24 protein-coding genes are annotated in these 25,349 nt (G+C 58.7%); 12 read left to right on the top strand and 12 right to left on the bottom strand.

Features of this window, described 5'->3' with window-relative positions; genetic code table 11:
* Positions 1 to 17 precede the first annotated feature (17 nt).
* Positions 18 to 1,079: a tetratricopeptide repeat protein gene (locus AW06_RS12140; RefSeq protein ID WP_034950394.1), complete on the bottom strand. Its 1,062-nt coding sequence runs from the start codon at positions 1,077 to 1,079 to the stop codon at positions 18 to 20.
* Positions 1,080 to 1,400: 321 nt separating this feature from the next.
* Here AW06_RS12140 and cysS point away from each other — a divergent pair, with 321 nt between their 5' ends.
* Positions 1,401 to 2,783, top strand: a complete 1,383-nt coding sequence (gene cysS / locus AW06_RS12135) for a cysteine--tRNA ligase (protein WP_034950375.1) — start codon at positions 1,401 to 1,403, stop codon at positions 2,781 to 2,783.
* A 12-nt stretch (positions 2,784 to 2,795) separates the two neighbouring features.
* On the opposite strand, the gene AW06_RS12130 is transcribed toward cysS, so the two are convergent.
* The 4 genes from AW06_RS12130 to grpE form a co-directional block, all read right to left on the bottom strand.
* Positions 2,796 to 3,938: an ABC transporter substrate-binding protein gene (locus AW06_RS12130; RefSeq protein WP_034950374.1), complete on the bottom strand. Its 1,143-nt coding sequence runs from the start codon at positions 3,936 to 3,938 to the stop codon at positions 2,796 to 2,798.
* Positions 3,939 to 4,236: 298 nt separating this feature from the next.
* Positions 4,237 to 5,358, bottom strand: a complete 1,122-nt coding sequence (gene dnaJ / locus AW06_RS12125; RefSeq protein WP_034950373.1) for a molecular chaperone DnaJ — start codon at positions 5,356 to 5,358, stop codon at positions 4,237 to 4,239.
* 67 nt (positions 5,359 to 5,425) lie between these two features.
* Entirely contained in the window at positions 5,426 to 7,354 is a 1,929-nt protein-coding gene (dnaK, locus tag AW06_RS12120; RefSeq protein ID WP_034950372.1) for a molecular chaperone DnaK, read from the bottom strand.
* A gap of 89 nt (positions 7,355 to 7,443) precedes the next feature.
* Complete coding sequence (gene grpE, locus AW06_RS12115) at positions 7,444 to 8,025, bottom strand: nucleotide exchange factor GrpE (protein ID WP_034950371.1); 582 nt, start codon at positions 8,023 to 8,025, stop codon at positions 7,444 to 7,446.
* 176 nt (positions 8,026 to 8,201) lie between these two features.
* Here grpE and AW06_RS12110 point away from each other — a divergent pair, with 176 nt between their 5' ends.
* From AW06_RS12110 to AW06_RS12100, 3 genes are read left to right on the top strand one after another with little or no spacing between them, the layout of a single operon-like run.
* On the top strand, positions 8,202 to 9,548 hold the full coding sequence (locus tag AW06_RS12110; protein ID WP_034950370.1) for a serine/threonine-protein kinase: 1,347 nt from the start codon (positions 8,202 to 8,204) through the stop codon (positions 9,546 to 9,548).
* On the top strand, positions 9,548 to 10,288 hold the full coding sequence (locus tag AW06_RS12105; RefSeq protein ID WP_034950368.1) for a TerC family protein: 741 nt from the start codon (positions 9,548 to 9,550) through the stop codon (positions 10,286 to 10,288). The genes AW06_RS12110 and AW06_RS12105 overlap by 1 nt, the downstream gene beginning before the upstream one ends.
* Positions 10,285 to 10,713, top strand: coding sequence for a universal stress protein (locus AW06_RS12100; RefSeq protein ID WP_034950367.1), 429 nt, complete (start codon positions 10,285 to 10,287; stop codon positions 10,711 to 10,713). The genes AW06_RS12105 and AW06_RS12100 overlap by 4 nt, the downstream gene beginning before the upstream one ends.
* A gap of 16 nt (positions 10,714 to 10,729) precedes the next feature.
* Here the strand turns inward: AW06_RS12100 and hslU are convergent, their stop codons facing one another.
* Genes hslU through AW06_RS12085 form a run of 3 tightly spaced genes read right to left on the bottom strand, consistent with a single transcriptional unit; the run spans position 10,730 to position 13,818 of the window.
* A complete protein-coding gene (hslU, locus tag AW06_RS12095) occupies positions 10,730 to 12,061 on the bottom strand; it encodes an ATP-dependent protease ATPase subunit HslU (protein WP_034950365.1) in 1,332 nt (443 codons plus the stop codon).
* A gap of 2 nt (positions 12,062 to 12,063) precedes the next feature.
* Positions 12,064 to 12,600: an ATP-dependent protease subunit HslV gene (hslV, locus tag AW06_RS12090; RefSeq protein WP_034950363.1), complete on the bottom strand. Its 537-nt coding sequence runs from the start codon at positions 12,598 to 12,600 to the stop codon at positions 12,064 to 12,066.
* A 21-nt stretch (positions 12,601 to 12,621) separates the two neighbouring features.
* The gene (locus tag AW06_RS12085) at positions 12,622 to 13,818 is read right to left on the bottom strand and encodes an STAS domain-containing protein (RefSeq protein ID WP_171047418.1); all 1,197 of its coding nucleotides are present in this window, start codon (positions 13,816 to 13,818) and stop codon (positions 12,622 to 12,624) included.
* A gap of 347 nt (positions 13,819 to 14,165) precedes the next feature.
* Here AW06_RS12085 and eno point away from each other — a divergent pair, with 347 nt between their 5' ends.
* The 6 genes from eno (at position 14,166) to AW06_RS12055 (ending at position 19,992) form a co-directional block, all read left to right on the top strand.
* On the top strand, positions 14,166 to 15,572 hold the full coding sequence (gene eno, locus AW06_RS12080) for a phosphopyruvate hydratase (RefSeq protein ID WP_246149025.1): 1,407 nt from the start codon (positions 14,166 to 14,168) through the stop codon (positions 15,570 to 15,572).
* 147 nt (positions 15,573 to 15,719) lie between these two features.
* Positions 15,720 to 16,175: a metalloregulator ArsR/SmtB family transcription factor gene (locus tag AW06_RS12075; protein WP_273704638.1), complete on the top strand. Its 456-nt coding sequence runs from the start codon at positions 15,720 to 15,722 to the stop codon at positions 16,173 to 16,175.
* 29 nt (positions 16,176 to 16,204) lie between these two features.
* Positions 16,205 to 17,290 carry an ABC transporter ATP-binding protein gene (locus AW06_RS12070; protein ID WP_034950359.1) on the top strand — a complete coding sequence of 362 codons (1,086 nt, stop codon included), beginning with the start codon at positions 16,205 to 16,207 and terminating at the stop codon, positions 17,288 to 17,290.
* A gap of 34 nt (positions 17,291 to 17,324) precedes the next feature.
* Complete coding sequence (locus AW06_RS12065; protein ID WP_034950356.1) at positions 17,325 to 18,131, top strand: ABC transporter permease; 807 nt, start codon at positions 17,325 to 17,327, stop codon at positions 18,129 to 18,131.
* Complete coding sequence (locus AW06_RS12060; protein ID WP_034950354.1) at positions 18,131 to 18,925, top strand: ABC transporter permease; 795 nt, start codon at positions 18,131 to 18,133, stop codon at positions 18,923 to 18,925. Before AW06_RS12065 ends, AW06_RS12060 begins: the two co-directional genes overlap by 1 nt.
* Positions 18,922 to 19,992 carry a spermidine/putrescine ABC transporter substrate-binding protein gene (locus tag AW06_RS12055; RefSeq protein WP_034950351.1) on the top strand — a complete coding sequence of 357 codons (1,071 nt, stop codon included), beginning with the start codon at positions 18,922 to 18,924 and terminating at the stop codon, positions 19,990 to 19,992. The genes AW06_RS12060 and AW06_RS12055 overlap by 4 nt, the downstream gene beginning before the upstream one ends.
* Positions 19,993 to 19,998: 6 nt before the next feature.
* Here the strand turns inward: AW06_RS12055 and AW06_RS12050 are convergent, their stop codons facing one another.
* The 4 genes from AW06_RS12050 to AW06_RS12035 form a co-directional block, all read right to left on the bottom strand.
* A complete protein-coding gene (locus AW06_RS12050; protein WP_138678506.1) occupies positions 19,999 to 21,564 on the bottom strand; it encodes a gamma-glutamyltransferase in 1,566 nt (521 codons plus the stop codon).
* A gap of 200 nt (positions 21,565 to 21,764) precedes the next feature.
* Positions 21,765 to 23,045, bottom strand: coding sequence for a glutamate-1-semialdehyde 2,1-aminomutase (gene hemL, locus AW06_RS12045; protein WP_034950350.1), 1,281 nt, complete (start codon positions 23,043 to 23,045; stop codon positions 21,765 to 21,767).
* Entirely contained in the window at positions 23,032 to 23,685 is a 654-nt protein-coding gene (gene thiE / locus AW06_RS12040) for a thiamine phosphate synthase (RefSeq protein WP_034950348.1), read from the bottom strand. Before thiE ends, hemL begins: the two co-directional genes overlap by 14 nt.
* Entirely contained in the window at positions 23,678 to 24,532 is an 855-nt protein-coding gene (locus AW06_RS12035; protein ID WP_034950345.1) for a hydroxymethylpyrimidine/phosphomethylpyrimidine kinase, read from the bottom strand. The genes thiE and AW06_RS12035 overlap by 8 nt, the downstream gene beginning before the upstream one ends.
* Before the next feature lie 117 nt (positions 24,533 to 24,649).
* Between AW06_RS12035 and AW06_RS12030 the strand changes: the two genes are divergently transcribed.
* On the top strand, positions 24,650 to 24,838 hold the full coding sequence (locus tag AW06_RS12030) for a rubredoxin (protein WP_034950341.1): 189 nt from the start codon (positions 24,650 to 24,652) through the stop codon (positions 24,836 to 24,838).
* 90 nt (positions 24,839 to 24,928) lie between these two features.
* On the top strand, positions 24,929 to 25,324 hold the full coding sequence (locus tag AW06_RS12025) for a response regulator (RefSeq protein WP_034924420.1): 396 nt from the start codon (positions 24,929 to 24,931) through the stop codon (positions 25,322 to 25,324).
* The last annotated feature ends 25 nt before the right edge of the window (positions 25,325 to 25,349 follow it).

Here is a 25,349-nt window from a genome sequence, read left to right as displayed (position 1 = left end):
CAGGTAAATAATGATCATCAGCCGATCCGTTCCTGCTGAATCAACCACCTGCCCCTGGATTTGACCAGGATGATGGTCTTGGTGACGGAGGATTTCAGGTAGGGCGAACTGTAATGCTGTCGGAGCCTCACCGTTGCCTTGTCGTCGGCAAACGAGACCTTGATGTCCTCGATTTCCACCTGTAGCCTGCCAAGTTTGTTCATCGGTCGAGTGCGCTCATTTTCCCATGCCTTGCGGGGCATTCCACCGGGCGTACGAAAATCCGCTGCATAGTACGCGAGATAGGCCTTGGCATCCTTCCGTGACCAGGCGCCAACCCAGCCTTGCAGGGCTTTCGTCACGGCCCTCTCGTCACTCGAAATCACCGTTGCCTGCTGCACCGATTTGTCAGCATCCGTCGCGGCAGCGAGCGGGGTGATACCCTTGCCCGTTGGTATCGTGGCAGCAGAGGTGCCAGCGGCAGGGATTGATGCTTCCGCAATCGGCATGACAGCCGGTTCGTTGCTGGTTTTTCGGCTACTACCGGTCTCGCCAGCTGGCAGCATCGCCACCCTTGAGCTGCTTGTGGAGGACTTGTTGAGTTCCCGAAGCCTGGCAAGCTTGGATTGTGTCACTTGCCTCGACGGATCCAGCTGTAGCGCTTTGTCATAAGCCTGGCCGGAGAGCATGGCATAGACATCACCAAGGTTGTCGTAGGCGGTAGCGTAGCCCGGATGAATCCTGATCGCCATCTCGAGTGCCGTACGCGCCTTCTCGTATTGTTTCTGTTGGGCATACAGAACCGCCAGATTGTTGTAAGTCTCTGGCAATTCGGGATAGTCCTCGGTCAGTTTGCTGAAGACGGCTATGGCTTCCTGTTGTTTGCCCATCTCGGTGAGGGCGAGACCCTTGAGGAATCGCCCCTGTGCGTCCGATGGCTTGTTCGCCAGGTAGGCGTCGACCTTTTCGAGAGCATGTGCAGTCTGGCCCTGGCGCATTAGCCGCTGTGCATCCGACAGCGTGTCGGATGTGGCAAAGAAACTGCTGCAGCCCAGTAGCAAGCCGACGATCAACGCCGGGAAGGAGGCAGGCATAGGCATCGGAAGATTCGAGTGCATGGGTATGGTATACTTGCCTATGCAGCAGGTGGGTGTCACTAAACCGATTGATTCTAACAAGAAGTGCGTCCAAACCAAAGCACTCGACGTGTACGCAGGGTAATTTTGTTCTTCCCGTAACCCTATGACTGCCAGTCATTCCGGCGGGGGTAAGCCGGCATCCAGTCCGTTCATCAAACTTGGGTTTAGAATCCTGATTAGATTGATGAATCTTGATTCTGCCCGGCTCCGGAATCGAGACTCGAAGAGAACAGATTTGCCCTGCGTGTACGTCTGTGCCGAATGCTATAGCGGACATAAAATATGTTGAAGATCTACAACTCGCTGACCAAGGAAAAGCAGGACTTCGTACCGATCACGCCCGGTAGTGTCCGCATGTACGTCTGTGGAATGACCGTTTATGACTACTGCCACCTCGGCCATGCACGCGTATTGGTCGTTTTTGACATGGTTCAGCGCTGGCTGCGGGCGAGTGGACTAAAGGTGTGCTACGTCCGGAACATTACCGACATAGATGACAAAATCATCCAGCGGGCACTAGCCAACAAGGAAAGCATCGGCGAATTGACCGACCGCTTCATTGGCTTCATGGATGAAGATGCGACCGCACTTGGCGTAGAGAAACCCGACCATGAACCCCGGGCAACCCAATATATTCCGCAGATGCTCGGCCTGATCGAACTGCTGGAGAAAAACGGGCTGGCTTACCAAGCGACCACTGGTGACGTGAATTTCTCGGTCCGCAAATTTCCTGGCTACGGCAAACTGTCGGGTAAGTCTATCGACGATCTTCGCGCAGGGGAACGCGTCGACGTTGACACTGGTAAGGACGACCCGCTCGACTTCGTGCTCTGGAAACAGGCCAGGAAGGGCGAACCTTTCTGGCCATCGCCGTGGGGCAATGGTCGCCCCGGTTGGCACATCGAGTGTTCCGCGATGAGTTCGGACCTGCTCGGCAAGCACTTCGATATTCACGGAGGTGGGCAGGACCTACAGTTTCCGCATCATGAAAACGAGATCGCGCAGTCCGAAGGCGCACATCACTGCCCGTTCGTTAACTTCTGGATGCACAACGGCTTCGTTCGTATCGATGACGAAAAAATGTCGAAATCGCTCGGTAACTTCTTCACGATCAGGGACATCCTCAAGCAATACGATCCTGAAGTACTGCGTTTCTTCATCCTGCGGGCACACTACCGCAGCCCACTCAACTATTCTGATGCCCATCTCGACGATGCACGGCAAGCGCTGAGCCGGCTTTACACTGCACTCAAGGCGGCACCACCGGCAGTCGAAGTGGCCGCCGTGGACTGGCATGAGCCGCATGCGATTCGCTTTAGCCAGGCAATGAACGACGACTTCAACACCCCTGATGCCTGTGCCGCGTTGTTTGACTTGGCCAGCGAGGTGAACCGCAGCAAGTCTGCGGGACTGGCCAGCCAGTTGCGTGGGCTGGCGGGCCTTCTGGGACTGCTCAAGCGCGACCCACAAGGATTTCTGCAGGGGACGCCGACACCGGGCGCTGAAGAGATGTCTGTCGAAGCGATCGAAATCCTGATCGCCAGCCGGTTGGCGGCAAAGAAACGCAAGGACTACGCCGAAGCAGACAGAATCCGTAGCGGACTACTGGCCGCAGGAGTTGTTCTTGAGGATGGTGCCCAGGGAACCAACTGGCGACGCGCCTGATCGTTTAATTGATTAACGAAGAACCCGGCCGCTGTTGCCAATGACCGTCAGGTCGACAAAGCGAGAACCCAACCGATCATTGGCCGAATAGCTGACGCGATAGCCCCCAAGGTCATGGTTCTGCATGCCTTCGAGACTGCTCAGCAGCTTTTCGCGGCTGAGCTCTTTGCCCGTTTTGCGGATGGCATCGACCAACACTTTCGCCATGGCGTAAGCCTCGACGCCATAGTAGGAGAATTTTCCATTCTGGCCGAGCAGCTTCTGGTATTCGCGTACCAGCGGCGTGGTATCGTTCCAAGGATAGGGCATGACCTGTGAAATGCCGATGCCGCGTGCCTCGTCACCAAGCTCCTGTACCAGCAGGTCAGCGCCGACTGGCGACAGGGTCATGAACTGCGGTTTTTGACCGATCTTCCTCATCGCACGAACGAAGGCGGCAGTAGGCTTGTACAAGGTCACCATGATCACCGCTTGCGGGTTCGCCTGGGCAATGGTCTGCACCGCCTGGCCGACCTCGGCCGAGTTACGTTCCACCGTGGCTACTGCCACCGGTGCCTGGTTATGCTTTCTGAGCGCGGTAACGACTCCATCGAGGCCGGATTTGCCGAATCCATCGTTCTGGTACAAAACGGCGATGTTGCTGAAGCCGAGAGAAACCAATTGATTGACGATTGCTTCGGTCTCGTTCGCGTAACTTGCCCGCACATTGAACATGTAGCGATTTTTCGGGTTGTCCCTAGGCAACTGGCGGATCGAGTCTGCACCCGAAATCGCTCCGACCAGCGGCACTTTGGCAACGCCAAAGACCTCGTTCATAGCCGCCGTTGTGGGACTCGAACCGTACGATGCGACCAGGGCAAAAACCTTTTCCTGGCTGATCAAGGCGCGGGTATTGGCGACCGCACGATCAGTTTCGTAGCCATCGTCGAGTGCGCGCAACTCCAGCCTTCTACCATGAATCCCTCCTGCATCGTTGATCTGGCGAAAATAGGCATTGATGACCATCTTCATGTCCAGACCGTACGCCCCGTTAGGGCCGGAGAACGGCGCAGTCATGCCGATCAGGATGCTGTTGTCGGTCACCCCTACCTCAGCCGCCAGCACACAGTTGACCCAACTCAAGCAAGCAAACAGTAGCGCCCTGACGATTCTCATGCCCATTCTCCTTCAATGCGATTGCCGTGATTGTTCACGGACCTGCGACTGGCTTCAGTCAACGGTCATTACTTTTCAGGTACCCCCGATCTGGAAGTCATGGCCATTACCCTCTCCCCCGACATTTCCCAGGCTGGAATGGGGAGATTCACGAGTCGCTGACGCAACTTTCACCTTGAAGAATGGCGAAGCAAACTGACACACCCCTTACACGCAGCAACAGTGTGCGATATATTCGCCTGCGATTGTCTCGCCCGACACTGCTGGGCTGCATCAACGGGCGCAGAGATGGCAGTTCTCAGGTGGCCGCGAAAAAGTCGCGCACACGATCCATCCAGGATTTGGCGCGCGGGTTGTGGTGAGCGGAGTTCTCGCGGCTGGACTCCTCAAGTTCGCGCAACAACTCTTTCTGGCGTTCGGTGAGATGCACCGGGGTTTCCACAACCACATGGCAGAGCAGATCACCGTGGGCGTTACTACGTACGCCCTTGATACCTTTGCCGCGCAAGCGAAAAATTTTTCCTGATTGCGTTTCCGGGGGAACACGGATTTTCGCAGCTCCATCCAGCGTCGGAATATCGATTTCTCCACCCAGAGCCGCGGTGGTAAAACTGATCGGCATCTCGCAGTGCAGGTCGTTCTGTTCGCGCTGAAAGACAGGGTGTGCCTTGAGGTGAATCTGAACGTAAAGATCCCCTGACGGCCCGCCATTGATGCCATGCTCGCCTTCGCCCGTGAGTCGAATCCGGTCGCCCTCATCAACTCCCGCTGGAATCTTCACCGCCAGGGTTTTGTGCTGCTTGACTCGGCCCGAGCCGTGACACGGAACACACGGCTCGGCTATAAAGCGCCCGGTACCATGACATTTCGGACAGGTCTGCTGAATCGAGAAGAAGCCCTGCTGCAGGCGAACCTGACCGCTCCCCTGACAGGTCGGACAGGTCTTTGGCTGCGTTCCGGCCTTGGCACCACTGCCATGGCAGGCGTCGCAAACCTCCATTGTCGGAATGCGGATCTTGGTTTCAGTGCCGAAGGCTGCCTGTTCCAGCGAAATTTCGAGGTTGTAGCGGAGGTCGGCGCCGCGATAGACATTTGAACGTCCACCGCCACGACGACCACCGAAGATCTCATCAAAGATGCCACCGAAGGTATCGGAAAATCCCCCGGCCCCCGCAGCGCCCATACCGGCCTGCGGATCGATGCCGGCGTAACCGTACTGGTCATAGGCGGCGCGCTTCTCCGGGTCGGTGAGAGTTTCGTAGGCTTCCTTGACTTCCTTGAAGTGCTCCTCAGCTTTGGGATTATCCGGATTACGGTCCGGATGATGCTTCATCGCCAGCTTGCGGTAAGCTTTCTTGATTTCTTCATCGGACGCGTCGCGATTGACGCCGAGAATGTCGTATAAGTCGCGTTTTGCCATGGGTTTATGAACAATTGGTGGGAGCAGGGCGAGGCGCGATTATACGCCCCGCCTGGTAGGCAAAGACCTACTTCTTGTCTTTGACTTCGGTAAACTCGGCGTCCACGACGTCGCTGTCGTCCTTCTTCGCTTCACCGGCAGCCCCGGCAGTATGTGCGGAGCCCCCCGTTTGCTCCTGTTGTTTGGCGTACATCTTCTCGCCCAACTTCTGAGCAGCGGTTCCGAGCGCCTCGTTCTTCGCCTTGATGGCCTCGATGTCGTTGCCGCGAATGGCCTCCTCGGCTTCACGCATCGCCTTTTCGATGACCTGTTTCTCGCTGTCGGAGAGTTCCTTGCCGTATTCGGCAAGCGACTTCTTGACGGTGTGAATCATGCCGTCGCACTGATTGCGGGCTTCCGCCAGTTCGTGTGCTTTCCGGTCTTCTTCGGCGTGCAACTCGGCATCCTGGACCATGCGCTGCACTTCCGCTTCACTGAGGCCAGAAGACGCCTGGATCTTGATCTTGTTCTCCTTACCAGTGGCCTTGTCCTTGGCCGAAACATGTAAAATACCATTGGCATCAATATCGAAGGTCACTTCGATCTGTGGCATGCCACGTGGTGCCGGCGGAATGTCGGAAAGATTGAACTGTCCAAGGCTCTTGTTGCCGCTGGCCATTTCCCGCTCGCCCTGCAGCACGTGAATGGTTACCGCAGACTGGTTATCGTCAGCCGTCGAAAAGACCTGCGTCGCTTTGGTTGGAATGGTCGTATTCTTCTTGATCAGCTTGGTCATTACGCCGCCCAGCGTCTCGATACCCAGCGACAATGGCGTCACATCGAGGAGCAGAACATCCTTGACCTCGCCCTGCAGAACGCCACCCTGGATCGCAGCACCGACGGCCACCGCCTCATCCGGATTGACGTCGCGGCGCGGTTCGCGGCCGAAGAACTCCTTGACCCTTTGCTGCACCTTGGGCATCCGGCTCTGTCCGCCAACCAGGATGACATCGTCGATGTCGCCGATCTTGCAGCCAGCATCCTTCAGGGCAATTCGGCAGGGTTCGATAGTCCGCTCGATGAGATCGTCGACCAGCGCCTCGAACTTGGAGCGTGTGATCTTCAGCGTCAGATGCTTGGGTCCGGAGGCGTCAGCGGTAATGTAAGGCAGGTTGATTTCATTTTGCTGGCCGGACGAAAGCTCGATCTTGGCTTTTTCAGCGGCATCCTTGAGGCGTTGCAGAGCCAGCACGTCGGCCTTGAGGTTGACGCCCGATTCTTTCTTGAACTCGTCGATGATGTAATCGATCAGACGCTGGTCAAAGTCTTCGCCGCCGAGGAAGGTGTCACCGTTGGTCGACAGCACCTCAAACTGGTGCTCGCCTTCGACCGCAGCAATTTCGATGATCGAGATATCGAAGGTGCCGCCGCCCAGGTCGTAGACCGCGATCTTCTTGTCACCTTGCTTTTTGTCCATGCCGAAGGCCAGGGCCGCTGCCGTCGGTTCGTTGATGATGCGCTTGACTTCCAGGCCGGCAATCCGCCCGGCATCCTTGGTCGCCTGGCGCTGGCTGTCGTTGAAATAGGCAGGCACGGTAATCACCGCCTCGGTCACGTCTTCGCCGAGATAATCTTCGGCGGTCTTCTTCATCTTGCGCAGAACTTCCGCAGAAACCTGTGGCGGTGCAATTTTCTTGCCGCGCACCTCGACCCATGCGTCGCCATTCTCGGCTCTGAGAATCTTGAACGGCATCAGCGAGATATCCTTCTGTACCTCCTTCTCTTCAAAACGGCGACCAATCAGCCGCTTGATCGCGTACAGCGTATTTTTCGGATTGGTCACCGCCTGACGTTTCGCTGGCGCCCCGCAGAGAATCTCGCCATCCTCCGCATAAGCAACCGTTGATGGCGTCGTACGCGCGCCTTCAGAGTTCTCTATGACCTTCGGTTTGCCGTTTTCCATGACGGCTACACAGGAGTTAGTCGTTCCGAGATCAATGCCGATGATCTTGCCCATTTCAGAATCCTTTCAATATTATTTTGAGAACATTCGCCAAAACCGAAATGTTTGGTAACGCTACGCAATTGGGGATTGTCGTGACGATTTCAAGCGCTGGCCCTGGCTACAACGACCAGGGCCGGGCGCAGTACGCGGTCGGCCAGCAGGTAGCCCTTCTGCAGTACGCTGACCACGGTGTTGGGTTCCTGTGGTGATTCGACGACGCTGATCGCCTGGTGTCGATGAGGGTCGAACTTTTCGCCCAGCGGGTTGACCTCGGTCAGTGCCGACTTTTCGAAAGCCGCGACCAGTTGCCTGAGGGTCAGTTCGGTACCGGATCGAAGGCTCTCGACACTGGCTGTCTCGGTTGCCAGCGCAGCTTCGAGGCTGTCCTTCACCGCCAGCAGTTCCCGGGCAAAACGGTCAACAGCGAATTTCGCGGCCTTGCTGATGTCCTCCTGCGCACGACGGCGCACGTTCTCGGTTTCGGCCTTGGCGCGCAGCCATGCATCATGGTACTCCTCGGCCTGTTGTTGAGCTTGTTTAAGGGTTTCTTCGAGATTGGGCGGGCCGCTTGCAGGGGGCGCTCCTGTTGATGGCGACTCAACGATCTCTGGTGTGACAGAAGCAACTTCCGGTGTGGCCGGGGCGGCAGTGGTCACTTCGGGTACGGTGTCGTTCGTTTGCATAAATGGTGATCTCCCTGAAAACGGGAAAGAGTTTGGGGCGAGTTCTCCGATTTCAAGCTTTTTGTCCATTGATCTTGTTGGCTGCGATGCAACTGACGCAAAATTGTTCATGCACGCGGCGGTTCTGCTGCTAGCATCTCAATTCCGGCTGGCAGTCGATAGGGGTGGGTTCTGGCATGTTGGAAAAGATCGGCAAATATCCAATCATTCGCTCCCTTGGAAAGGGTGCGACTGCTGTCGTCTATTTGGCCCGAGACCCGGATATGGACTGCCAGGTCGCCATCAAGCTGATTCGCTTCGGCGAAGAAAATGCAGCCATGTCACGGCGTCTGCGCAAACTTTTCCAGACCGAGGACGCGATCGGTCGTCGGCTGAATCACCCCAACATCGTCAAGATCTTCGACGCTGTGGTGGAACCGGATCAGGCCTATCTGGTGATGGAGTTCGTCGAAGGCACCGCGCTCGACAAGTATTGCGCGATCAATCGACTACTGCCGATGCACCGCGTCATCGGCATCATCTTCAAGTGCTGCCTGGCTCTCGATCACGCCTTCCGCCAGGGCGTCGTACATCGTGATATCAAACCGGCCAACATCCTGCTCAATGACAACGACGAGCCGAAAATCACCGATTTCGGCCTGGGCCTCAACCTGCTCAAGGATATGGGCATGGACTCGACCTTCGTGATGGGGGTTGGTTCACCAGCCTACATGTCCCCTGAGCAGGTCAAGAACTATCCGCTCAATCACAAGACCGACCTCTATTCGCTGGGGGTCATGCTGTTCCAGTTACTGACCGGGCGCCTACCATTTCGCGCCAACAATCCCGCGACACTGGTCTACAAGATCATCAACATGGACTCGCCTTCGGTCTGCGCACTCAACCCGACTCTACCAGCGGGCCTTGATCCGATCATCAAGAAGGCACTTGAGAAGGATCTTTACAGCCGCTACCGTAATGGTGCCGAGTTCGCCAAGGATCTTTCCTCGGTGCGCTACCAGATGCTCGAAGAAGATCAGATCCAGCAGGATCAGACGCACTTCGAAAGGTTGCGCAAGGTGGAATTCTTCGCCGAGTTCGAGGATATCGAGTTGTGGGAGGTGCTGCGCATCAGCGTCTGGCGAGAGTTGTCGGAGAAAGTCACGATCATCCGTGAAGGCGATAACCATCGCAAGTTTGGCGTGGTGGTTGATGGCTTTGTCGAGATCTCCATCAATGGACGGGTGATCTGTCGACTCGGTGCGAGTGAGGTAGTCGGAGAGATGGCCTTCCTGCACCCGAGCGACTCTCGACGTCACGCCACGGTGGTGACTCTGGAGCCGACCTTGTTCCTGGAGATCAATAGCGCAGCGCTGGAATTGAGTTCTGATGAAGTACGGGAGCGCTTCAACAAGATTCTGCTGAGCAAACTGCTCGATCGCTTGCGCGAAGCCAACAAAGTGCTGGCCAAGTTCGGCCAGAACGCCGTTCAAGGCAGCTCTGCCTACGCCGCAGGCCTGATGCCGCCCCTGGAGTTAATGTGATGCCTGACCTCTCCTCGCCAACGTTCTGGATCGCCGTATTCCAGATCATTCTGATCGACATTCTGCTCGGCGGCGACAACGCCGTGGTGATTGCTCTGGCGTGCCGCAGACTGCCTGTGGCGCAACGCAACAAGGGAATTTTCTGGGGTGTCTTCGGTGCGATCGGGCTGCGTCTCGTACTGATCTACTTCGCCTTGCAACTCCTGGCGATTCCATATCTCAAGATCGTCGGAGGACTGCTGTTGTTCTGGATCGGGGTCAAGCTCATCCTGCCTGAAAATGAAGATGCGCATGATCATGTGCAAGGAAGCAGCACGCTGATCGGAGCGATCAAGACGATCATCGTCGCCGACGCGGTGATGAGTATAGACAACGTCATTGCGGTCGCCGGCGCGTCGCATGGATCGATCGTTCTCGTCACATTCGGGATCGTGGTTTCGATCCCGATCGTGGTCTGGGGTAGCAAACTGGTCCTCGCCCTGATGGATCGATTCCCGATCGTGATCACGGCTGGCGGTGGACTGCTGGGCTGGATTGGTGGCGGCATGTTGGTGAGCGACCCGGCACTACCAGCAAGCTGGCATGCAACGGTTCCGCACAGCGCTTACCTCGTGTCAGCTTTCGGCGCGTTGCTGGTGGTAATAACGGGTAAGTGGCTGGCCAGCCGGCAAGCGGCGCATGCGGCCGTTGAACTGGCAACTGCGGCCACCGAGAAATTTGGGGAAGGAAGAAAACAATGAAAGCACTCTGGCTGATTGCGGTCGACGGCTCGCCGCCCGCCTTGCGGGCAGTCGATCATGTCCTGCTCGAAGCGGCTCGAGACGCCATCGCACCGGCGATCATGCTGGTCAATGTGCAGGCGCCCCTGCCCTCGGACGTCACCCGTTTCGTCAGCCACGGCGTCGTCCAGGACTACCACCGCGAGGCCGGCGAAGCCGCATTGGCCGGTGCGCGTTTCAGACTGGAAACCGGTGGGCTCGCATACTCGCAACATATCCTGGTCGGCGAGCCGGCCCCGACGATTGTCAATTTCGCCAGAGAGCAGCACTGCACCTTGATCGTCATCGGGGCTCGGGGCCTTGGCTCAGTGGCCAGCGCGCTGCTGGGATCGGTCACGAGCAAGGTCATCCATCTCACAGAACTGCCGGTTCTGGTGGTGAAGTAGGCGGCAGACCTGCGCGCTACAGAACGTAGCGCGACAGATCCTCGTTCCGGGCCAGTTCGGCAAGCCGACTGTCCACGTAGGCTGCATCGATGGCAACGTTCTCCAGGCCTCCCTCGCAGGCGGAAAACGACACCTCCTCAAGCAGCCGCTCCATGACCGTATACAGTCGTCGAGCACCGATGTTCTCGGTGCGTTCGTTGACCGACCAGGCAATCTCGGCCAAGCGTTTGATACCGTCAGCGGCAAAGTCGAGGGTTACCCCTTCGGTTGCCAGCAGCGCCTGGTATTGCATGGTCAGGCAGGCGTCAGTCTGCGTCAGAATGCACTCGAAGTCGGCAACCGACAAGGAATCAAGCTCGACCCGGATCGGCAGGCGACCCTGCAGTTCTGGGATCAGATCCGACGGTTTGGCCAAGTGGAATGCACCGCTGGCAATAAACAGGATGTGATCGGTACGAATCATCCCGTACTTGGTCGATACCGTGGTGCCTTCAACGAGTGGCAGCAGATCGCGCTGTACCCCCTGACGCGAAACGTCCACGCCGTGCGTGTCGCTGCGCGAGGCAATCTTGTCGATTTCGTCGAGAAAAACGATGCCGTTCTGCTCGACATTGCGCACGGCATCGTGTTTGACGTCTTCATCATTGACCAGTTTTGCGGCTTCTTCCTCGATCAGCAATCTGCGCGCATCGCAAATCTTCAGCTTGCGCGATTTCTTGCGACCCCCGCCCATGTTCTGGAACATGCCCTGGATCTGGGAGGTCAGTTCCTCCATCCCCGGTGGAGCAAAGATCTCGGCCTGCATCAACGGAGCAGCGACATCCACCTCGATCTCCTTGTGGTCCAGTTCGCCCTCGCGCAGTTTCTTGCGGAATTTCTGCCGGGTCGCACTGTCTTCCGTCGATTGCGCATCGTTGAAGAAATTGCCGCGTGCTGGCGGCAATAGTGCGTCGAGAATGCGATCTTCGGCAGCGTCTTCGGCGCGCACGCGAACGCCTGTCAGCGCCTGCTCACGAGCGCTTTTGACGGCAATCTCGACGAGGTCGCGGATAATCGTTTCGACATCGCGACCCACGTAACCAACCTCGGTAAACTTGGTCGCCTCGATCTTGATGAACGGCGCATTGGCCAGACGCGCCAGCCGGCGTGCGATTTCGGTCTTGCCAACACCAGTGGGCCCGATCATCAGAATGTTCTTGGGTGTGATCTCCTGGCGTAGTGGCTCGGTGACCTGCGCGCGCCGCCAGCGGTTGCGCAGCGCAATTGCCACAGCCTTCTTGGCCTTCCCCTGACCAACGATATGTTTGTCCAGTTCGTGAACAATTTCCTGCGGAGTCATCGCCGACATGATTATTCAAGCACCTCGATGGTGAAGTTCTGATTGGTATAGATGCACAGATCACTGGCGATTTGCAGCGACTTGCGGACCACCTCGGCCGGATCGAGTTCGCTGTTTTCAACCAGTGCGCGTGCCGCTGCTTGCGCGAAGGCGCCTCCCGAACCAATGGCGACGATGCCGTACTCCGGTTCGAGCACATCACCATTGCCTGTGATGATCAGCGAATTCTCCTGATCAGCGACTGCCAGCATGGCTTCCAGCCGGCGCAGGGCGCGGTCGCTGCGCCAGTCCTTGGCGAGTTCGACCGCCGAGCGGAGTAAATTGCCCTGGTGTTTGTCAAGTTTGGCTTCGAAACGCTCAAAGAGGGTGAAGGCATCCGCCGTTCCACCCGCAAAGCCAGCGAGAATCCGCCCCTGATAGATGCGCCGAACCTTGCGCGCACTTGCCTTGATGACGAGCTGGCCAAGGGTTACCTGTCCGTCGCCACCCATGGCAACACGCTTGCCGCGGCGAACTGACAGGATCGTCGTGCCGTGGTACTGGTCCATACAAAACTCCTGTTGGTAATCCTAGTTTCTGGCGAGAACGATTTCCGCCACGGACTTCAGACCGACGACACGGAAGAGTTCAGCAAGTAGGTAATGGGGATGACGGAAAATAATCTGCCGGCCAGTCCGCTTGACCGTGGTCAGAATGTTGAGCAGGGCGCCAGCACTCAGGAAGTCCATACGGGTTACTGCCGAACAGTCAATAAGTACCGGATCATTGACTGCGGCGTACGCCAGCAAGTCGGGAAAACGAGCCCCCTTGACATCGCCCTTGATGACATAGGCTTCGGTCAACAACTGATCGGCGGCGGCGAGAACCAGCGGAGGAGACTCGGCTTCCATCACCCGCTTGGGCTCCCAGGAGGGTGGCGAAATCTCGAAAGTCACCGCATAGTTGACCGCCAGATCCTCGAAAACCTCCAACTCTCCACGCAACTGACAGATCTCGAGCTTCAACAGCCAGCAGGCCTGGCTTTCTGCACGACCGGGCACGACCAGGCGGTCGACCAGGGTCGCCAAATGATCACGGCCCAGCAGTTCGATCTCACGCCGATCCTTGCGAGCCTGCTGCAGCAGTTCCAGTAGCCGCTGACAACCGGCAGCATCCAGTTTGCGCAACTTCGACATATCTAGACGAAGATGCGGGGTTCGTGCGAGGGCTTGGCGCACGGCGGTAAACCCGGTTTCGTTGTCGCCCGTCAAATCACCTTTAAATAATACCGACCCAACCCCTTTGGCGTGTACCGAAACGGCGACGACAGCATCGCGCCAACCTGGCGGCGATTTCTCGAAGGATTGAGCATAATCGATTCCCAGACCCTCAAAAGCGGCTTTTTGGCCGGTCAATCGGAAAAGGTCAAAAAGCATCAACCACAAGCGCTCGCCGGGGCCAGAGCGGTAGGAGCGCGTCGACCTCTCTAGCAACGCGCGAACCGCGCTCTCCTGGCCATTCGAATAAAGCATGGCCGCTTCTTCAGCCTCGGCATCGATCGGATCCAGCTCGGCCTCGATCTGAAATTCAGGAGCGGTCTCACTAAATTGAAACTCGCTGAGATCCAGTGGCTGCCCTTCGGCCGGGGAAACCGGAGCAGTGAAGGGGAGGTCTCCCGGTACCAGGCCGACTGGAGCCGTGGCGACCGGTTTGTCTTCCGGTGCCTGACCAAGGGCTCCGCCCCGTTCGTCGCGTGTGCGGGGAACGGCGGCCGGCCGCGCAACCATTTTCTTTTCCTGCGGCTTTTTAAAAAACGAAAAAACCATTTGATGAGGAGAACTGCAGTTGAATTCCAAAATTCGCGATAAGGCAATAAGTTTACCTTGTAACACATCGCCCAGCGCACTGCAATTTCAATCCGGGGTCGATTCTTACTTCCGACCTGCATTCGGGAGGATGTTCACTGCCACCCGCAAGTAGCCGATTCTCCACACTTTATTTGGATCGACGAATTCATCCTGATTTCGTCGTGGGGATTGCACCTTGTCATCTGAATTCGGTATGATCCCCCGGAGAAGCTTCCTTTACGATTTCCCTCGAACTTTCCACCGAACCACTCCTACGGAGCTCCATCATGGCAAAAGGCAACAAAGTCAAGAAAGCAGAAAAGGCCGAAAAGGTCGAGAGCGTCGAACAACCCGAGCAAGCCGAAGCAGCGGCGGCCACCCCTGCATTCGTCAAGATCACCAAGGTCGTTGGCCGGCAGATCCTTGACTCACGCGGTAACCCGACGGTCGAGGTCGACATCACCCTTGACGACGGTTTCATGGCCCGTTCCGCAGTCCCCTCGGGTGCGTCGACCGGGGAATTCGAAGCCTGCGAACTGCGTGATGGTGACAAGAAGGTTTACCTCGGCAAAGGCGTGTTGAAAGCAGTCGAATCCGTCAACACCAAGATCGCGAAACTCCTTAAAGGCAAGAATCCTCTCGACCAGCGCGCACTCGACGAGGCAATGATTGCCCTCGATGGTACACCCAATAAGTCAAACCTGGGAGCGAATGCGATCCTCGGCGCTTCGATGGCAATCACTTTGGCTGGCGCCCATGTCAGCAAGCTGCCTCTCTGGAAATACATCGGCAAGATCCACAAGAATCGCGACTTCGCCTTGCCAACGCCGATGGCCAACATCATCAACGGAGGCAAGCACGCCGACAACTTGATCGACTTCCAGGAGTTCATGATCATGCCGGTGGGCGCGCCTACTTTCTCGGAAGGATTGCGCTGGATCACCGAGGTTTTCCACGCCCTGAAATCGATTCTCAAGAAGGGCGGGCATGTCACCGCAGTTGGCGACGAAGGTGGCTTTGCACCCAACCTGACCAACGACGAATCACTTGAAGTCATCATGCAGGCGATCGTTGCAGCCGGTTACAAACCCGGCAAGCAGATCAGCATTGCCCTCGACTGTGCTTCTTCCGAACTCTTCGACGAAGGAAACCGCCAGGGCTACAAGTTCTGGAAGTCGAATCCCGACAAGCTGTTCACCGATGACGACATGATTGCCGTATACGGCGAATGGTGTAAGAAGTATCCCATCGTTTCGATCGAGGATGGCCTCGACCAGAGCGACTGGGAAGGTTATGTCAAGCTCACCAAGGTGCTCGGGGACAAGGTACAGATCGTCGGCGACGATTTCTTCGTCACCAACCCGGTTCGTCTCAAGCAAGGCATCGACATGAAGGCAGCCAACGCGATCCTCATTAAGGTCAACCAGATCGGCACCGTCACTGAAACGCTCGACGCCATCAAGATGGCCCAGAAAGCCGGTTACGGCGTCATCTCGTCACATCGGTCCGGTGAAACCGAAGACTCTTTCATCGCCGACCTGGCTGTCGGCACCGGCGCCGGGCAGATCAAGACTGGTTCGCTGTCGCGTACCGACCGCATCTGCAAGTACAACCAGTTGCTTCGCATTGAGGAGCAGCTCGGGAGCAAGGCCGTCTTCAAGGGTCTGAAATCGATCAAGGGCGCCGGTTTCTAGCCTGCGAGCAAGGAGGGCATCGCCTGGGCGATGCCCTGCCGTGCGTTGTTTGACCCGCTCTGGATCGACAACCAATCCCTTTCCCGCGTTGCTGACGCCTTCTCGCGAACAATCAGCTTGGCTGTATGATCTTCTACCTAAAGCTCCTTGCCGATCCAGTTCAAGGCAAGCGATTTCATGGTGTCGAATGCCATAATCGGCCAGATGATGAGTCCCAAACTCGATACCGCAATACCCAGCCTGTCTGCAAACGCTTTGCGAGATCCGGAATATTTCGGTATCGTTGGAACGATGACCAATACCGACGCCGTCACCACGCTCGCCGCGCTGGCACAGGAAAGCCGCCTCGCCATCTTCCGCCTGCTGGTGCAGAACGCGCCTGCAGGCTTGACCGTAGGCCTGATTGCCGAGCAGCTGCAATTACCGGCACCCACCCTGTCTTTTCACCTGAAGACCCTGACTCACGCAGGTCTGGTCAATACCACGCAAGAAGGCCGCTTCGTTCGCTGTCATGCCGTGCTGGACAGAATCGACGACTTGGTTGCTTTCCTGACTGACAACTGCTGCGGAGGACATCCCGAGATTTGCAAACCACAGCTATAATCGTTCCCGGAAGCTACACTATTTGAATCATGGCGCTACTCGAGATCCGAAATGTCAGCCGCCGTTTCGGCGAACTCCAGGCTGTCGACGACGTTTCCCTGTCGATCGAGGCGGGCGAATTCTTTACCTTGGTGGGTCCCTCGGGCTGTGGCAAAACCACCCTGCTGCGCCTGATCGCCGGATTCGACGCACCTGACGCCGGCCAGCTACTACTTGACGGGCAAGCTCTGGCCGGCATTCCACCTGAAAAAAGACCGGTGCACACGGTTTTTCAGAGCTACGCGCTGTTTCCGCACATGACCGTGGCGCAGAATGTCGCCTTTCCCTTGGAGATGGCTGGAAAGTCCCAGGACGAGATCAGTATTCGTCTCAAGGATGCGCTGGAACTGGTGCACCTGGCCAACAAGGCTCGCCAGTTTCCCCGCCAATTGTCCGGCGGACAACGGCAGCGCGTCGCTCTAGCGCGGGCGCTGATCAACAAGCCGCGCCTGCTGTTGCTCGATGAACCGCTGGCGGCACTCGACGCCAAACTGCGCGAACAGATCACCGGGGAACTGATCGCGCTACAGCGCGAGGTCGGCATCACCTTTATCTTCGTCACCCATTCGCAGCAGGAGGCGCTGGCGGTATCACACCGCATCGCCATCATGAACAATGGGCGCATCGAGCAGGTCGGCGCTCCCGAGCAGATCTATGGCTTCCCGCGCAACCGCTTTGTGGCCGATTTCATCGGGACCATCAACCTGCTGCCGGTCGAAGTGCGGGCAACGGATCACGATGGACTGCACCTGTTCGCTGCTGGACTCGGGGATATTGTCGGCACACCGATCGTCGGACCCAGCCCCGGCGAGCAGGGTGCCTTTGCCGTCCGCCCGGAACAACTGCGCATCGTCCCTGCCGGGGACCTGACCGAGCTGGACAACCACTTTTATGGCCGCGTGCGCGACCACCTTTACCTCGGCGACGTCACCGTTTACAAGATTGCGCTCGAAAATGGGGTAGTGCTCGAGGCGATGCTCACCAACGCAGTTCCTGGACGCGCCAGGTTCCTTGAACGCGGCGCCCCGGTCGCGGTCGGCTGGCAACGTGACGCAGGGGTCTACCTGCGTGACTGAAACAGCCAGACGCCCGGTTGGTCGAGGTGATTCGTTGACCAAATGGCTGGTCAGCCTGCCGCCAACCCTGTTTCTGGTGGTTTTTTTCCTTGCGCCGGCCTTGCTGATGGTTGGTGCCTCGTTCCAGCAGCCGGGTGACTTCGGAGGACTGGTGCCGGCCATGCAGGATGGCCAGTTCACCCTGTCCCTGGAAACCTACCGCTTCTTCCTCGGCGACTGGATCTATGCCGAAATCTTCGGCCGTTCCTTCCTGGTCGCCGCAACCACCACTTCGATCTGCCTGCTACTGGCCTATCCTCTGGCCTTACTGATCGCCCGCAGCGGCCAGCGTCATCGCAATTTGCTGGTGTTGTTGGTAATCCTGCCTCTGGCCAGCAATTTCCTGATCCGCATCTACGCCTGGATCATTCTCCTCGGCCCGGCCAATCTGCTGTATACGCCTTTCGCAGTGATTGCCGGCATGGTCTATGTGCACCTGCCGTTCATGGTCCTGCCACTGTACAATAACCTGGAGCAGCACGATCCGGCACTGCTCGAAGCGGCCCAGGATCTTGGTGCCGGCACCTGGACGCGCTTTTGGCGAATCACCCTGCCGCTTTCGCTACCCGGTATCTGGGCGGGCTCGGCGCTGGTCTTCATTCCGGTTCTCGGCATGTTCGCCATTCCCGAGTTGCTTGGAGGCACACGAGATCTGCTGATCGGCAATCTGATCAAGGAACAGTTTCTCGACAACCGCGACTGGCCGCTGGGTTCGACCTTGTCGCTGCTGTTGACCGCCGCCGTGCTGGCTCTGGCGGGATTGTCAGCGAAGGCCGGGCGGTTGCGCCGGGGGAGTACCTGATGGCGCGTGCTCGCCAGTCGCTCTGGCTGTGGGCTGCGGCGCTGGCCGTCTACGCCTTTCTGTACCTGCCGCTTGCGGTGGTGGTGATCTTCTCTTTCAACGATTCGCTGCTCAACGCCGAGTGGGTCGGTTTTACGACCCACTGGTATGAGACGCTTTTCGACGACAGCGAGATGCTGAATGCCGCTGTCAACTCGCTGTTCATCGCCATCGCTGCGGCAAGCGTGGCCACCGTGCTCGGGACCATGGCCGGCATGGCCATGCAGCGCTGGCGATCGGGTTTTCTGCGCTGCCTGCCTTTTCTGGTGCTGACGCCGGTGGCGATGCCCGAGCTTCTGCTCGGGGTCTCTCTCCTGCTGTTCTTCCGGCAGGTGCTCGATCTGACGCTCGGGCTGATCTCGATCCTGATCGCGCACATCACTTTCTCGATCGGTTTCGTCGCGATCATCGTCCGCACTCGTCTGGCCGGGATGGACGAGAGCATGTTCGAAGCCGCAAGGGATCTCGGTGCCAGACCTTGGCAGAGCTTCCGGCGCGTGACTCTGCCCCTGCTCCTGCCGGGCATCCTGGCAGGCTTTCTGATGAGCTTCACGCTCTCGATCGACGACTTCGTGATCACCGTCTTTGTCGCCGGCGTTGGCGTCACGACACTGCCGCTGCAAATCTACTCGATGATCAAGGTGGCCGTGAGTCCCGAAGTAAACGCCGTGTCTACGCTGTTGATGGCGCTGACCCTGACCTTGATCGCGCTGGCCTCGAAACTTGCACCTGACACATTGCAGGGCAGGGCATGAAAGCGCTGCAGGCCAGCGTCGTTGCAGTGCTGCTCGCAGTCCTCGCGATGCTGGCGCATGCTGAAGACGTTCTCTATCTCTACATCTGGAATACCTACCTCTCGGACGACACCGTACAACGGTTCGAGGTGCAATGTCGCTGCCGGCTGAGACAGGATTTTTACTCTGACAACGAGGAAATGCTGGCCAAGCTCGAAGCCGGCGCCATCGGCTACGATCTCCTCGTTCCGACCGGCAACGCCGTCGAGACCCTGCTCCGCAAGAACGCGCTGCGCCCGCTCGACAAGAGAAAACTTCCGAATCTGAAGAACATCAAGGCCGAGTTTCATAACCCATGGTATGACCCCGGCATGCTTTATGCAGTTCCTTACGCAACCACGGTGACACTGCTCGGTTACAACGCCACCCGGCTGGCGGAACTCGGCCTGCCGACCGACAGTTGGGCGTTGATCTTCGAACCGCATCACCTCGAAAAACTGAAAGGCAAGGTGACGGTTCTCAACAGCCAGCGCGAACTGATGGCTGCGGCGATGAAATACCTCGGCTACTCGGTTCAGGAGAGCGACCCAGCGCGCTGGGATGAGGCCAAGCGCCTGATCCTGCGCGCCAAGCCGTACTGGGCGACCTTTTCCAACAGCACCTACATCAAGGACCTGGCAATCGGCAACATCTGGGTCGCACACGGCTACTCAAGCGACATGTTCCGCGCCCAGCAGGACGCGCAGGAGGCAAAGCGCCCATTTGCCATCGGTTTTCGAACGCCAAAGGAAGGCGCGGTGTTGGCGGTCGACAGCTTTGTCCTGCACAAATCCGGTCGCCGCCCCGACCTCGCGCACCAGTTCATTCAGTTCATGCTCGAAGGAGCCAACGCCGCCGACGTCTCCAGTCTGATTGGTGCCGGCAACCCGAACGCGGCGGCAATGCCGTACATTTCCCCCGAGATCGCCGGCAATCCGGGGATTTTCCCGCCGCCCGACGATTTGCGCCGCCTTGAAATGCTGCGCGATTTCGATCCGAAAACGCGCCGCTTGTTGTCGCGGATGTGGACCGAGATAAAGGTCCGCTGAATCCCGTTACGATTCAGCCACCATTACCACGCCGCCACGCCGGTGGTCAGCGGCGCCAGACAAACGACCGTCGTCGCTGGCAACGCCATTGACCCCGCCAAAGAACATGCTCGTCGCGTCGAAGCAGGTCGCGGCCGGCCAGGCCTGCTGCAGGGCGTCAGCCACCCCCTCGTCGAGGCCGACGTTCTCGAACCACAGTTTGCTGTCTTCGACATGCAGGCGGGCGGCGTTCAAGGCTTCGTCAAGCGGGCGCCGATAGAGAAGAAGATTGAGGAGTGCCTGCAGGATGGCACTGCGAATCCGGTTTGACCCACCACTGCCGAGGGCAAAACACGGCCGGTCGCCGGCGACGACGATGGTGGGTGACATCATGGTGCTCATCCAGCTTCCCGGTGCCAGTCGATGGAAACCGGCCGGGTTGATGTCGTCTTCGCCGAGGAAGTTGTTGACGTGGATTCCCAGCTCCGGCAACACATGCCCGCAACCCTCGCCGTTGCTGGTAGTCATTGCCGCGGCCATGCCTTCGGCATCAATTACCGAGATATGCGTGGTGGCACCGAGCAGGTTCTCGTGAGTGCGTGAGCGTGCCCGCTCGACCCAGGCCGGGAGGCCATCGCCGGCAACCAGTGCACGAATCGACGCCGGGTCGGCATATAGTCGGTGGTCGTAACCCGCAAGGCGAATCTGCGATACGGTTGCCAGTATCGCCGCCACCACGAGTTGATGCTCGCGCGAGAGAAATGACTCCTGGCCAATACCCAGGCTCTCGGCGATGCGCAGCCCGGCGCCGATCAGGCCGCCGCCGGCGGCTGGTGGCGGGTTGGTCAACACGCGGTAAGGACCGAAGGGAACATGCAGCGGTTCACGCACTACCGGCGCGTAGGCGGCAACATCCTGCGTGGTCAGCAGTCCGCCTTGAGCAGGGCCGAAGTGATTGACCAACGACGCCTGGTACTGGGCGACCAGGCTGTTCGGATCACCTTCGCCAAGCGCCTGCAGAAAATCGCCGAGGTCGGGGTTGGCCAGGCGATCCCCGGCTTGCGGCAGGCGTCCGCCAGCCAGGAGCAGACGTGCTGCCGCTGGCGTCGATTTGGCGATCGGCTCGATCAGGCCGATGATCATCGCGATCTGCGGACTGACCGTGAATCCGTTGCGTGCCCAGGCGGCTGCCGTCGCCACGACTTCATGCAAGGGCAGGCGACCGGCGCGCCTGTGCAATTCGAGCAGGCCGACCAGTTCACCGGGAACTGCTGCGGCCGCCTTGCCGATGTGAAAGACCTGCTTGGTCTGGCCGAAATCGACGGTCACCGGTGCAAAGTCCAGCGTCGGCAAAACGCCGAGGCCAAGGCCCGGAACGGCAGCAAAAAAATCGAGCACCTGGTAGCCATCGGCCGCGTCGCCCCAGACACAGACCCCGCCACCGCCAAGCGAAGTCAGCGGCAACTCGGTCACGGTGGCGGCAAACTTGGCAGCGACGATCGCGTCAACTGCGTTGCCGCCGCGCCGCAAGATGCGCGCACCGGCCAGCGCCGTATGCGGCTCGGATGCGGCGATCACTCCACGAATGCTCATGGCCGGAGGATACGGGATCTCATTCAGCGTGCAAGGTGTCGACGGCCTCTATCGGTCATCGCTGTTGTGGGCACAGCCTCGATCATGAAAGATTCGTCCTCTCAGCGAATGACCTGTATTCAGCACACGATCGTCATGTGCCGGGTCTTGCCGATACCTGCGCGAACCTCGGGTGGGGTGTGGCCGCCCAGGGAGGTTGATCACCAGGCGCGAAACACCGCTTCAGCCGCAGCAATGGTCGTGGCGACATCGGACTCGCTGTGCGCTGCCGAAACGAAGCCGGCTTCAAAGGCCGAGGGAGCGAAATAGTGACCGGCGTCGAGCATGGCGTGGAAGAAGCGATTGAAGGCTTGCGTGTCGCACTCCATCACTTCGGCGTAGCTCTGTGGACACTCGGAACGGAAATACAGCCCGAACATGCCGCCAATCGCCTGCGCCGAAAACGGTACCCCATGCTTGCCAGCCGCGGCAGACAGCCCATCGGTGAGTTGTCGGGTGCGCTGCGCCAAGGATTCGTAGAACCCTTCGGCCTGTAGCAGTCTCAGCGTCGCCAGCCCGGCAGCAACCGCCACCGGATTGCCCGACAGGGTGCCCGCCTGGTACACCGGGCCCAGCGGCGCGATTCGGCTCATGATCTCGCGTTTGCCGCCGAATGCGCCAACTGGCATTCCGCCACCGATCACCTTGCCGAGAGTCGTCAGATCAGGAATGATACCGTACAGGCCCTGAGCACCCTGGGCACCGACGCGGAAGCCGCTCATCACCTCGTCAAAAATCAGTACCGCGGAGTGGCGGCTGCACAGTTCGCGCAGGTTCTGAAGGAAGGCAGGCTGCGGCGCGATGAGATTCATGTTGCCGGCAACGGCTTCGACGATCACCGCGGCAATTCGCGGCCCGTGTTCAGCAAATGCCGCTGCCAACCCGATGCTATCGTTGTAGTCGAGAACCAGCGTATGCCTGACAAAGTCAGCCGGTACGCCGCTGGAACTCGGGTTGCCGAAAGTGAGCATCCCCGAACCGGCCTTCACCAGCAGGCTGTCCGAATGGCCATGGTAGCAGCCTTCGAACTTGATCAGCAGATCACGCCCGGTAAAGCCTCGCGCCAGGCGGATCGCACTCATCGTCGCTTCCGTCCCGGAACTGACCAGACGAACCATTTCCAGCGAAGGCAGCAACTCGCACAGCAGTTCGGCGATCTCGACCTCGCCTGCGGTCGGCGCCCCGAAGGAAAGACCTCTGAGCGCCGCCTGCTGAACGGCGGCGACCACCTCGGGGTGCGCGTGCCCGAGGATCAACGGCCCCCAGGAGCCGACGTAATCGATGTAGCTCAGGCCATCGACATCACGCACGCGCGCGCCATCGCCCGCGGCAAAAAACCGCGGTGTGCCGCCGACCGAGCGAAAGGCCCGTACCGGTGAGTTGACACCACCAGGGATGCGCTGCTGCGCACGCTCAAACAGTTGCTCGCTACGAGAACTCACGATGCTCTTCCTCGAAAAGTTGTTGATAGGCCGCCGCGCGCGCCGCCACGTCAGGTGCTTCAAACAAGTCACCGATTACCGCCAGCAGGTCGGCGCCGGCGGCAAGCAAGGGCCTGGCCCGGTTCACCGTGATGCCACCGATGGCACAAGCCGGCACCCTGAGTTCGCTGCGGCAACGGGTGAACAGCGACCACGGCGCAAGCTCGGCCTGCGGCTTGGTCGCGGAAGGATAGACCGCTCCGAAAGCGACATAGTCGACACCCGCCAACACGGCTGCGCGCGCGCGATCGAAATCGGCATAACACGAGGCACCGAGCAAAGCGTCGGCGCCAAGCGCCTGCCGAGCCGCCTGCAGATCACCGTCAGTGGCACCGAGATGCACGCCGTCAGCATTGACTGCCAGTGCCAGGGCGAGATCGTCATTGATCAGCAGGCGCGCGCCAAACTCTTTGCAGAGGCTCAGCAGCGCGCGCGCAGTGTCGGCCCGCCGGGCAGCGTCTTGGCTCTTGTCCCGATACTGAACGAACCCCGCGCCTCCCTCCAGGGCAGCCCCGACCTGGGCCAGCAAAGTGCTCGACGCGAGGCCTTCAGGAGTGATCGCATATAGACCGCGCAGGGTCTTGCCGACCGCTTCAGGCATCAAGAGTCCCGCCATGGCCTCGAATCTGGAAAAAGCGATCCGGGATGAATTGCCCCATTCCCGGCCGAAAACCGGCGGTCAGCGATTGCCAGGTATATTCCTGGGCTGCCCCCACTGCTTGCTCGACTGACCAGCCTCTCGCCAGATAGGCGGCAATTGCCGAGGCGAGCGTACAACCCGAACCGTGGTAGCTGCCGGGAAGGCGGTCCCAGATGTCGTTGCGGACTAGGCCGAGCCTTCGGCCATACAGGCTGTTGACCACGCGTGTCGTGTTTTCATGGGTACCGGTCAATAGCACATACTCGCAACCCAGGTCGAGCAGGCTTTGCGCGCATTCGACCAGAGTCCGCTGTTCATTGTCTCCATTGTCATCCATGTTGCCGTCAAGCAGGCGGCGCGCTTCGAGAGAATTGGGCGTCAGGATCGTCGTCAGCGGCATCAGCAACTCGCACAGGCCAGCAATCATTTCCTCGTCGGCCAATTCGTCGCCACGTCCGGAGGCAAGCACGGGGTCGAGGACCAACGGGATGCCGGGGTAATCGACAAGAATTTCAGCGATCACCGAAACATTCTCGATGCTGCCCAACAGGCCCATCTTGAAAACAGCGACCGGCATGTCTTCGAGTAGCGTCCGCGCCTGATCCTCAACGCAATCGGCATCGATCGCGAGGATGCGGCTGACGCCGACGGTATCCTGTACAGTCAGCGCCGTCACCACTGACAGCGAATGACAGCCAATCGACGACAGGGTCATCAGGTCGGCCTGCAGCCCCGCGCCTCCACAAGGATCGCTGGCGGCGAAGGTGAGAACGATGGGCGGCGGCAATGGTAGGGCGCGTGGGTTCATGACAGCAAGCGGGCGTCGACAAGGTGCTCCTGTCGACAAAATCTTGGCGGAATAAGAAAGGTTTGGCTAGAATCCGTAAATTTTCTACCCGATTCTAACCGAAAACTGACCAAGACCATGAACACAGCAAGCGATGAGCCCTATTACACTTGGATGTGCCTGACCTGCGGTTTCATCTATGAAGAGGCCAAAGGCCTGCCGGAAGAAGGCATCACACCAGGAACCCGCTGGGCGGATGTACCCATCAACTGGACTTGTCCGGAATGTGGGGCGCGCAAGGAAGACTTTGAAATGGTCGAAATTTAAAGACAATGCGTTATAGTAGCTACTGGCGCGAAAGTACGCCGGAACCGGAACTTCCTTAAAACAACGATCCGGGATATCTGGAGGAGAGAATTGGCTGAAGCAGCAAACCTGCGCGGCGTCAAGGTCATGGTCATCGATGACAGCAATACGATCCGGCGCAGCGCGGAAATATTTCTTGTGCAGGCCGGCTGTCAAGTGCTGCTCGCAGAAGATGGTTTCGACGCGCTTGCCAAGGTCGCGGATCATCAGCCCGCCGTGATCTTCTGTGATATCGTGATGCCGCGCCTTGACGGCTACCAGACCTGTGCCTTGATCAAAAAGAACCAGCGCTTCCGCACCACGCCAGTGATCATGCTGTCGTCTAAGGACGGTCTTTTTGACCGCGCACGTGGCCGCATGGTCGGGTCGGACCACTATCTGACCAAGCCATTCACCAAAGACAGCCTGCTGCAAACGGTCGCGGCCTTTGCTCCGGCAGCAACCTGAATGTGAATGAAACCAACCTTGTTGA

Source organism: Candidatus Accumulibacter cognatus, assembly GCF_000584975.1.
Taxonomy (GTDB): domain Bacteria; phylum Pseudomonadota; class Gammaproteobacteria; order Burkholderiales; family Rhodocyclaceae; genus Accumulibacter; species Accumulibacter cognatus.
This window is presented reverse-complemented; position numbering and strand designations above follow the sequence as displayed.

Coding starts and splice junctions, on each gene's coding strand:
- AW06_RS12140 (WP_034950394.1), bottom strand. CDS start 1,079: ATGCCTATGCCTGCCTCCTTCCCGGCGTTGATCGTCGGCTTGCTACTG.
- cysS (WP_034950375.1), top strand. CDS start 1,401: ATGTTGAAGATCTACAACTCGCTGACCAAGGAAAAGCAGGACTTCGTA.
- AW06_RS12130 (WP_034950374.1), bottom strand. CDS start 3,938: ATGAGAATCGTCAGGGCGCTACTGTTTGCTTGCTTGAGTTGGGTCAAC.
- dnaJ (WP_034950373.1), bottom strand. CDS start 5,358: ATGGCAAAACGCGACTTATACGACATTCTCGGCGTCAATCGCGACGCG.
- dnaK (WP_034950372.1), bottom strand. CDS start 7,354: ATGGGCAAGATCATCGGCATTGATCTCGGAACGACTAACTCCTGTGTA.
- grpE (WP_034950371.1), bottom strand. CDS start 8,025: ATGCAAACGAACGACACCGTACCCGAAGTGACCACTGCCGCCCCGGCC.
- AW06_RS12110 (WP_034950370.1), top strand. CDS start 8,202: ATGTTGGAAAAGATCGGCAAATATCCAATCATTCGCTCCCTTGGAAAG.
- AW06_RS12105 (WP_034950368.1), top strand. CDS start 9,548: ATGCCTGACCTCTCCTCGCCAACGTTCTGGATCGCCGTATTCCAGATC.
- AW06_RS12100 (WP_034950367.1), top strand. CDS start 10,285: ATGAAAGCACTCTGGCTGATTGCGGTCGACGGCTCGCCGCCCGCCTTG.
- hslU (WP_034950365.1), bottom strand. CDS start 12,061: ATGTCGGCGATGACTCCGCAGGAAATTGTTCACGAACTGGACAAACAT.
- hslV (WP_034950363.1), bottom strand. CDS start 12,600: ATGGACCAGTACCACGGCACGACGATCCTGTCAGTTCGCCGCGGCAAG.
- AW06_RS12085 (WP_171047418.1), bottom strand. CDS start 13,818: ATGGTTGCGCGGCCGGCCGCCGTTCCCCGCACACGCGACGAACGGGGC.
- eno (WP_246149025.1), top strand. CDS start 14,166: ATGGCAAAAGGCAACAAAGTCAAGAAAGCAGAAAAGGCCGAAAAGGTC.
- AW06_RS12070 (WP_034950359.1), top strand. CDS start 16,205: ATGGCGCTACTCGAGATCCGAAATGTCAGCCGCCGTTTCGGCGAACTC.
- AW06_RS12060 (WP_034950354.1), top strand. CDS start 18,131: ATGGCGCGTGCTCGCCAGTCGCTCTGGCTGTGGGCTGCGGCGCTGGCC.
- AW06_RS12055 (WP_034950351.1), top strand. CDS start 18,922: ATGAAAGCGCTGCAGGCCAGCGTCGTTGCAGTGCTGCTCGCAGTCCTC.
- AW06_RS12050 (WP_138678506.1), bottom strand. CDS start 21,564: ATGAGCATTCGTGGAGTGATCGCCGCATCCGAGCCGCATACGGCGCTG.
- thiE (WP_034950348.1), bottom strand. CDS start 23,685: ATGCCTGAAGCGGTCGGCAAGACCCTGCGCGGTCTATATGCGATCACT.
- AW06_RS12035 (WP_034950345.1), bottom strand. CDS start 24,532: ATGAACCCACGCGCCCTACCATTGCCGCCGCCCATCGTTCTCACCTTC.
- AW06_RS12030 (WP_034950341.1), top strand. CDS start 24,650: ATGAACACAGCAAGCGATGAGCCCTATTACACTTGGATGTGCCTGACC.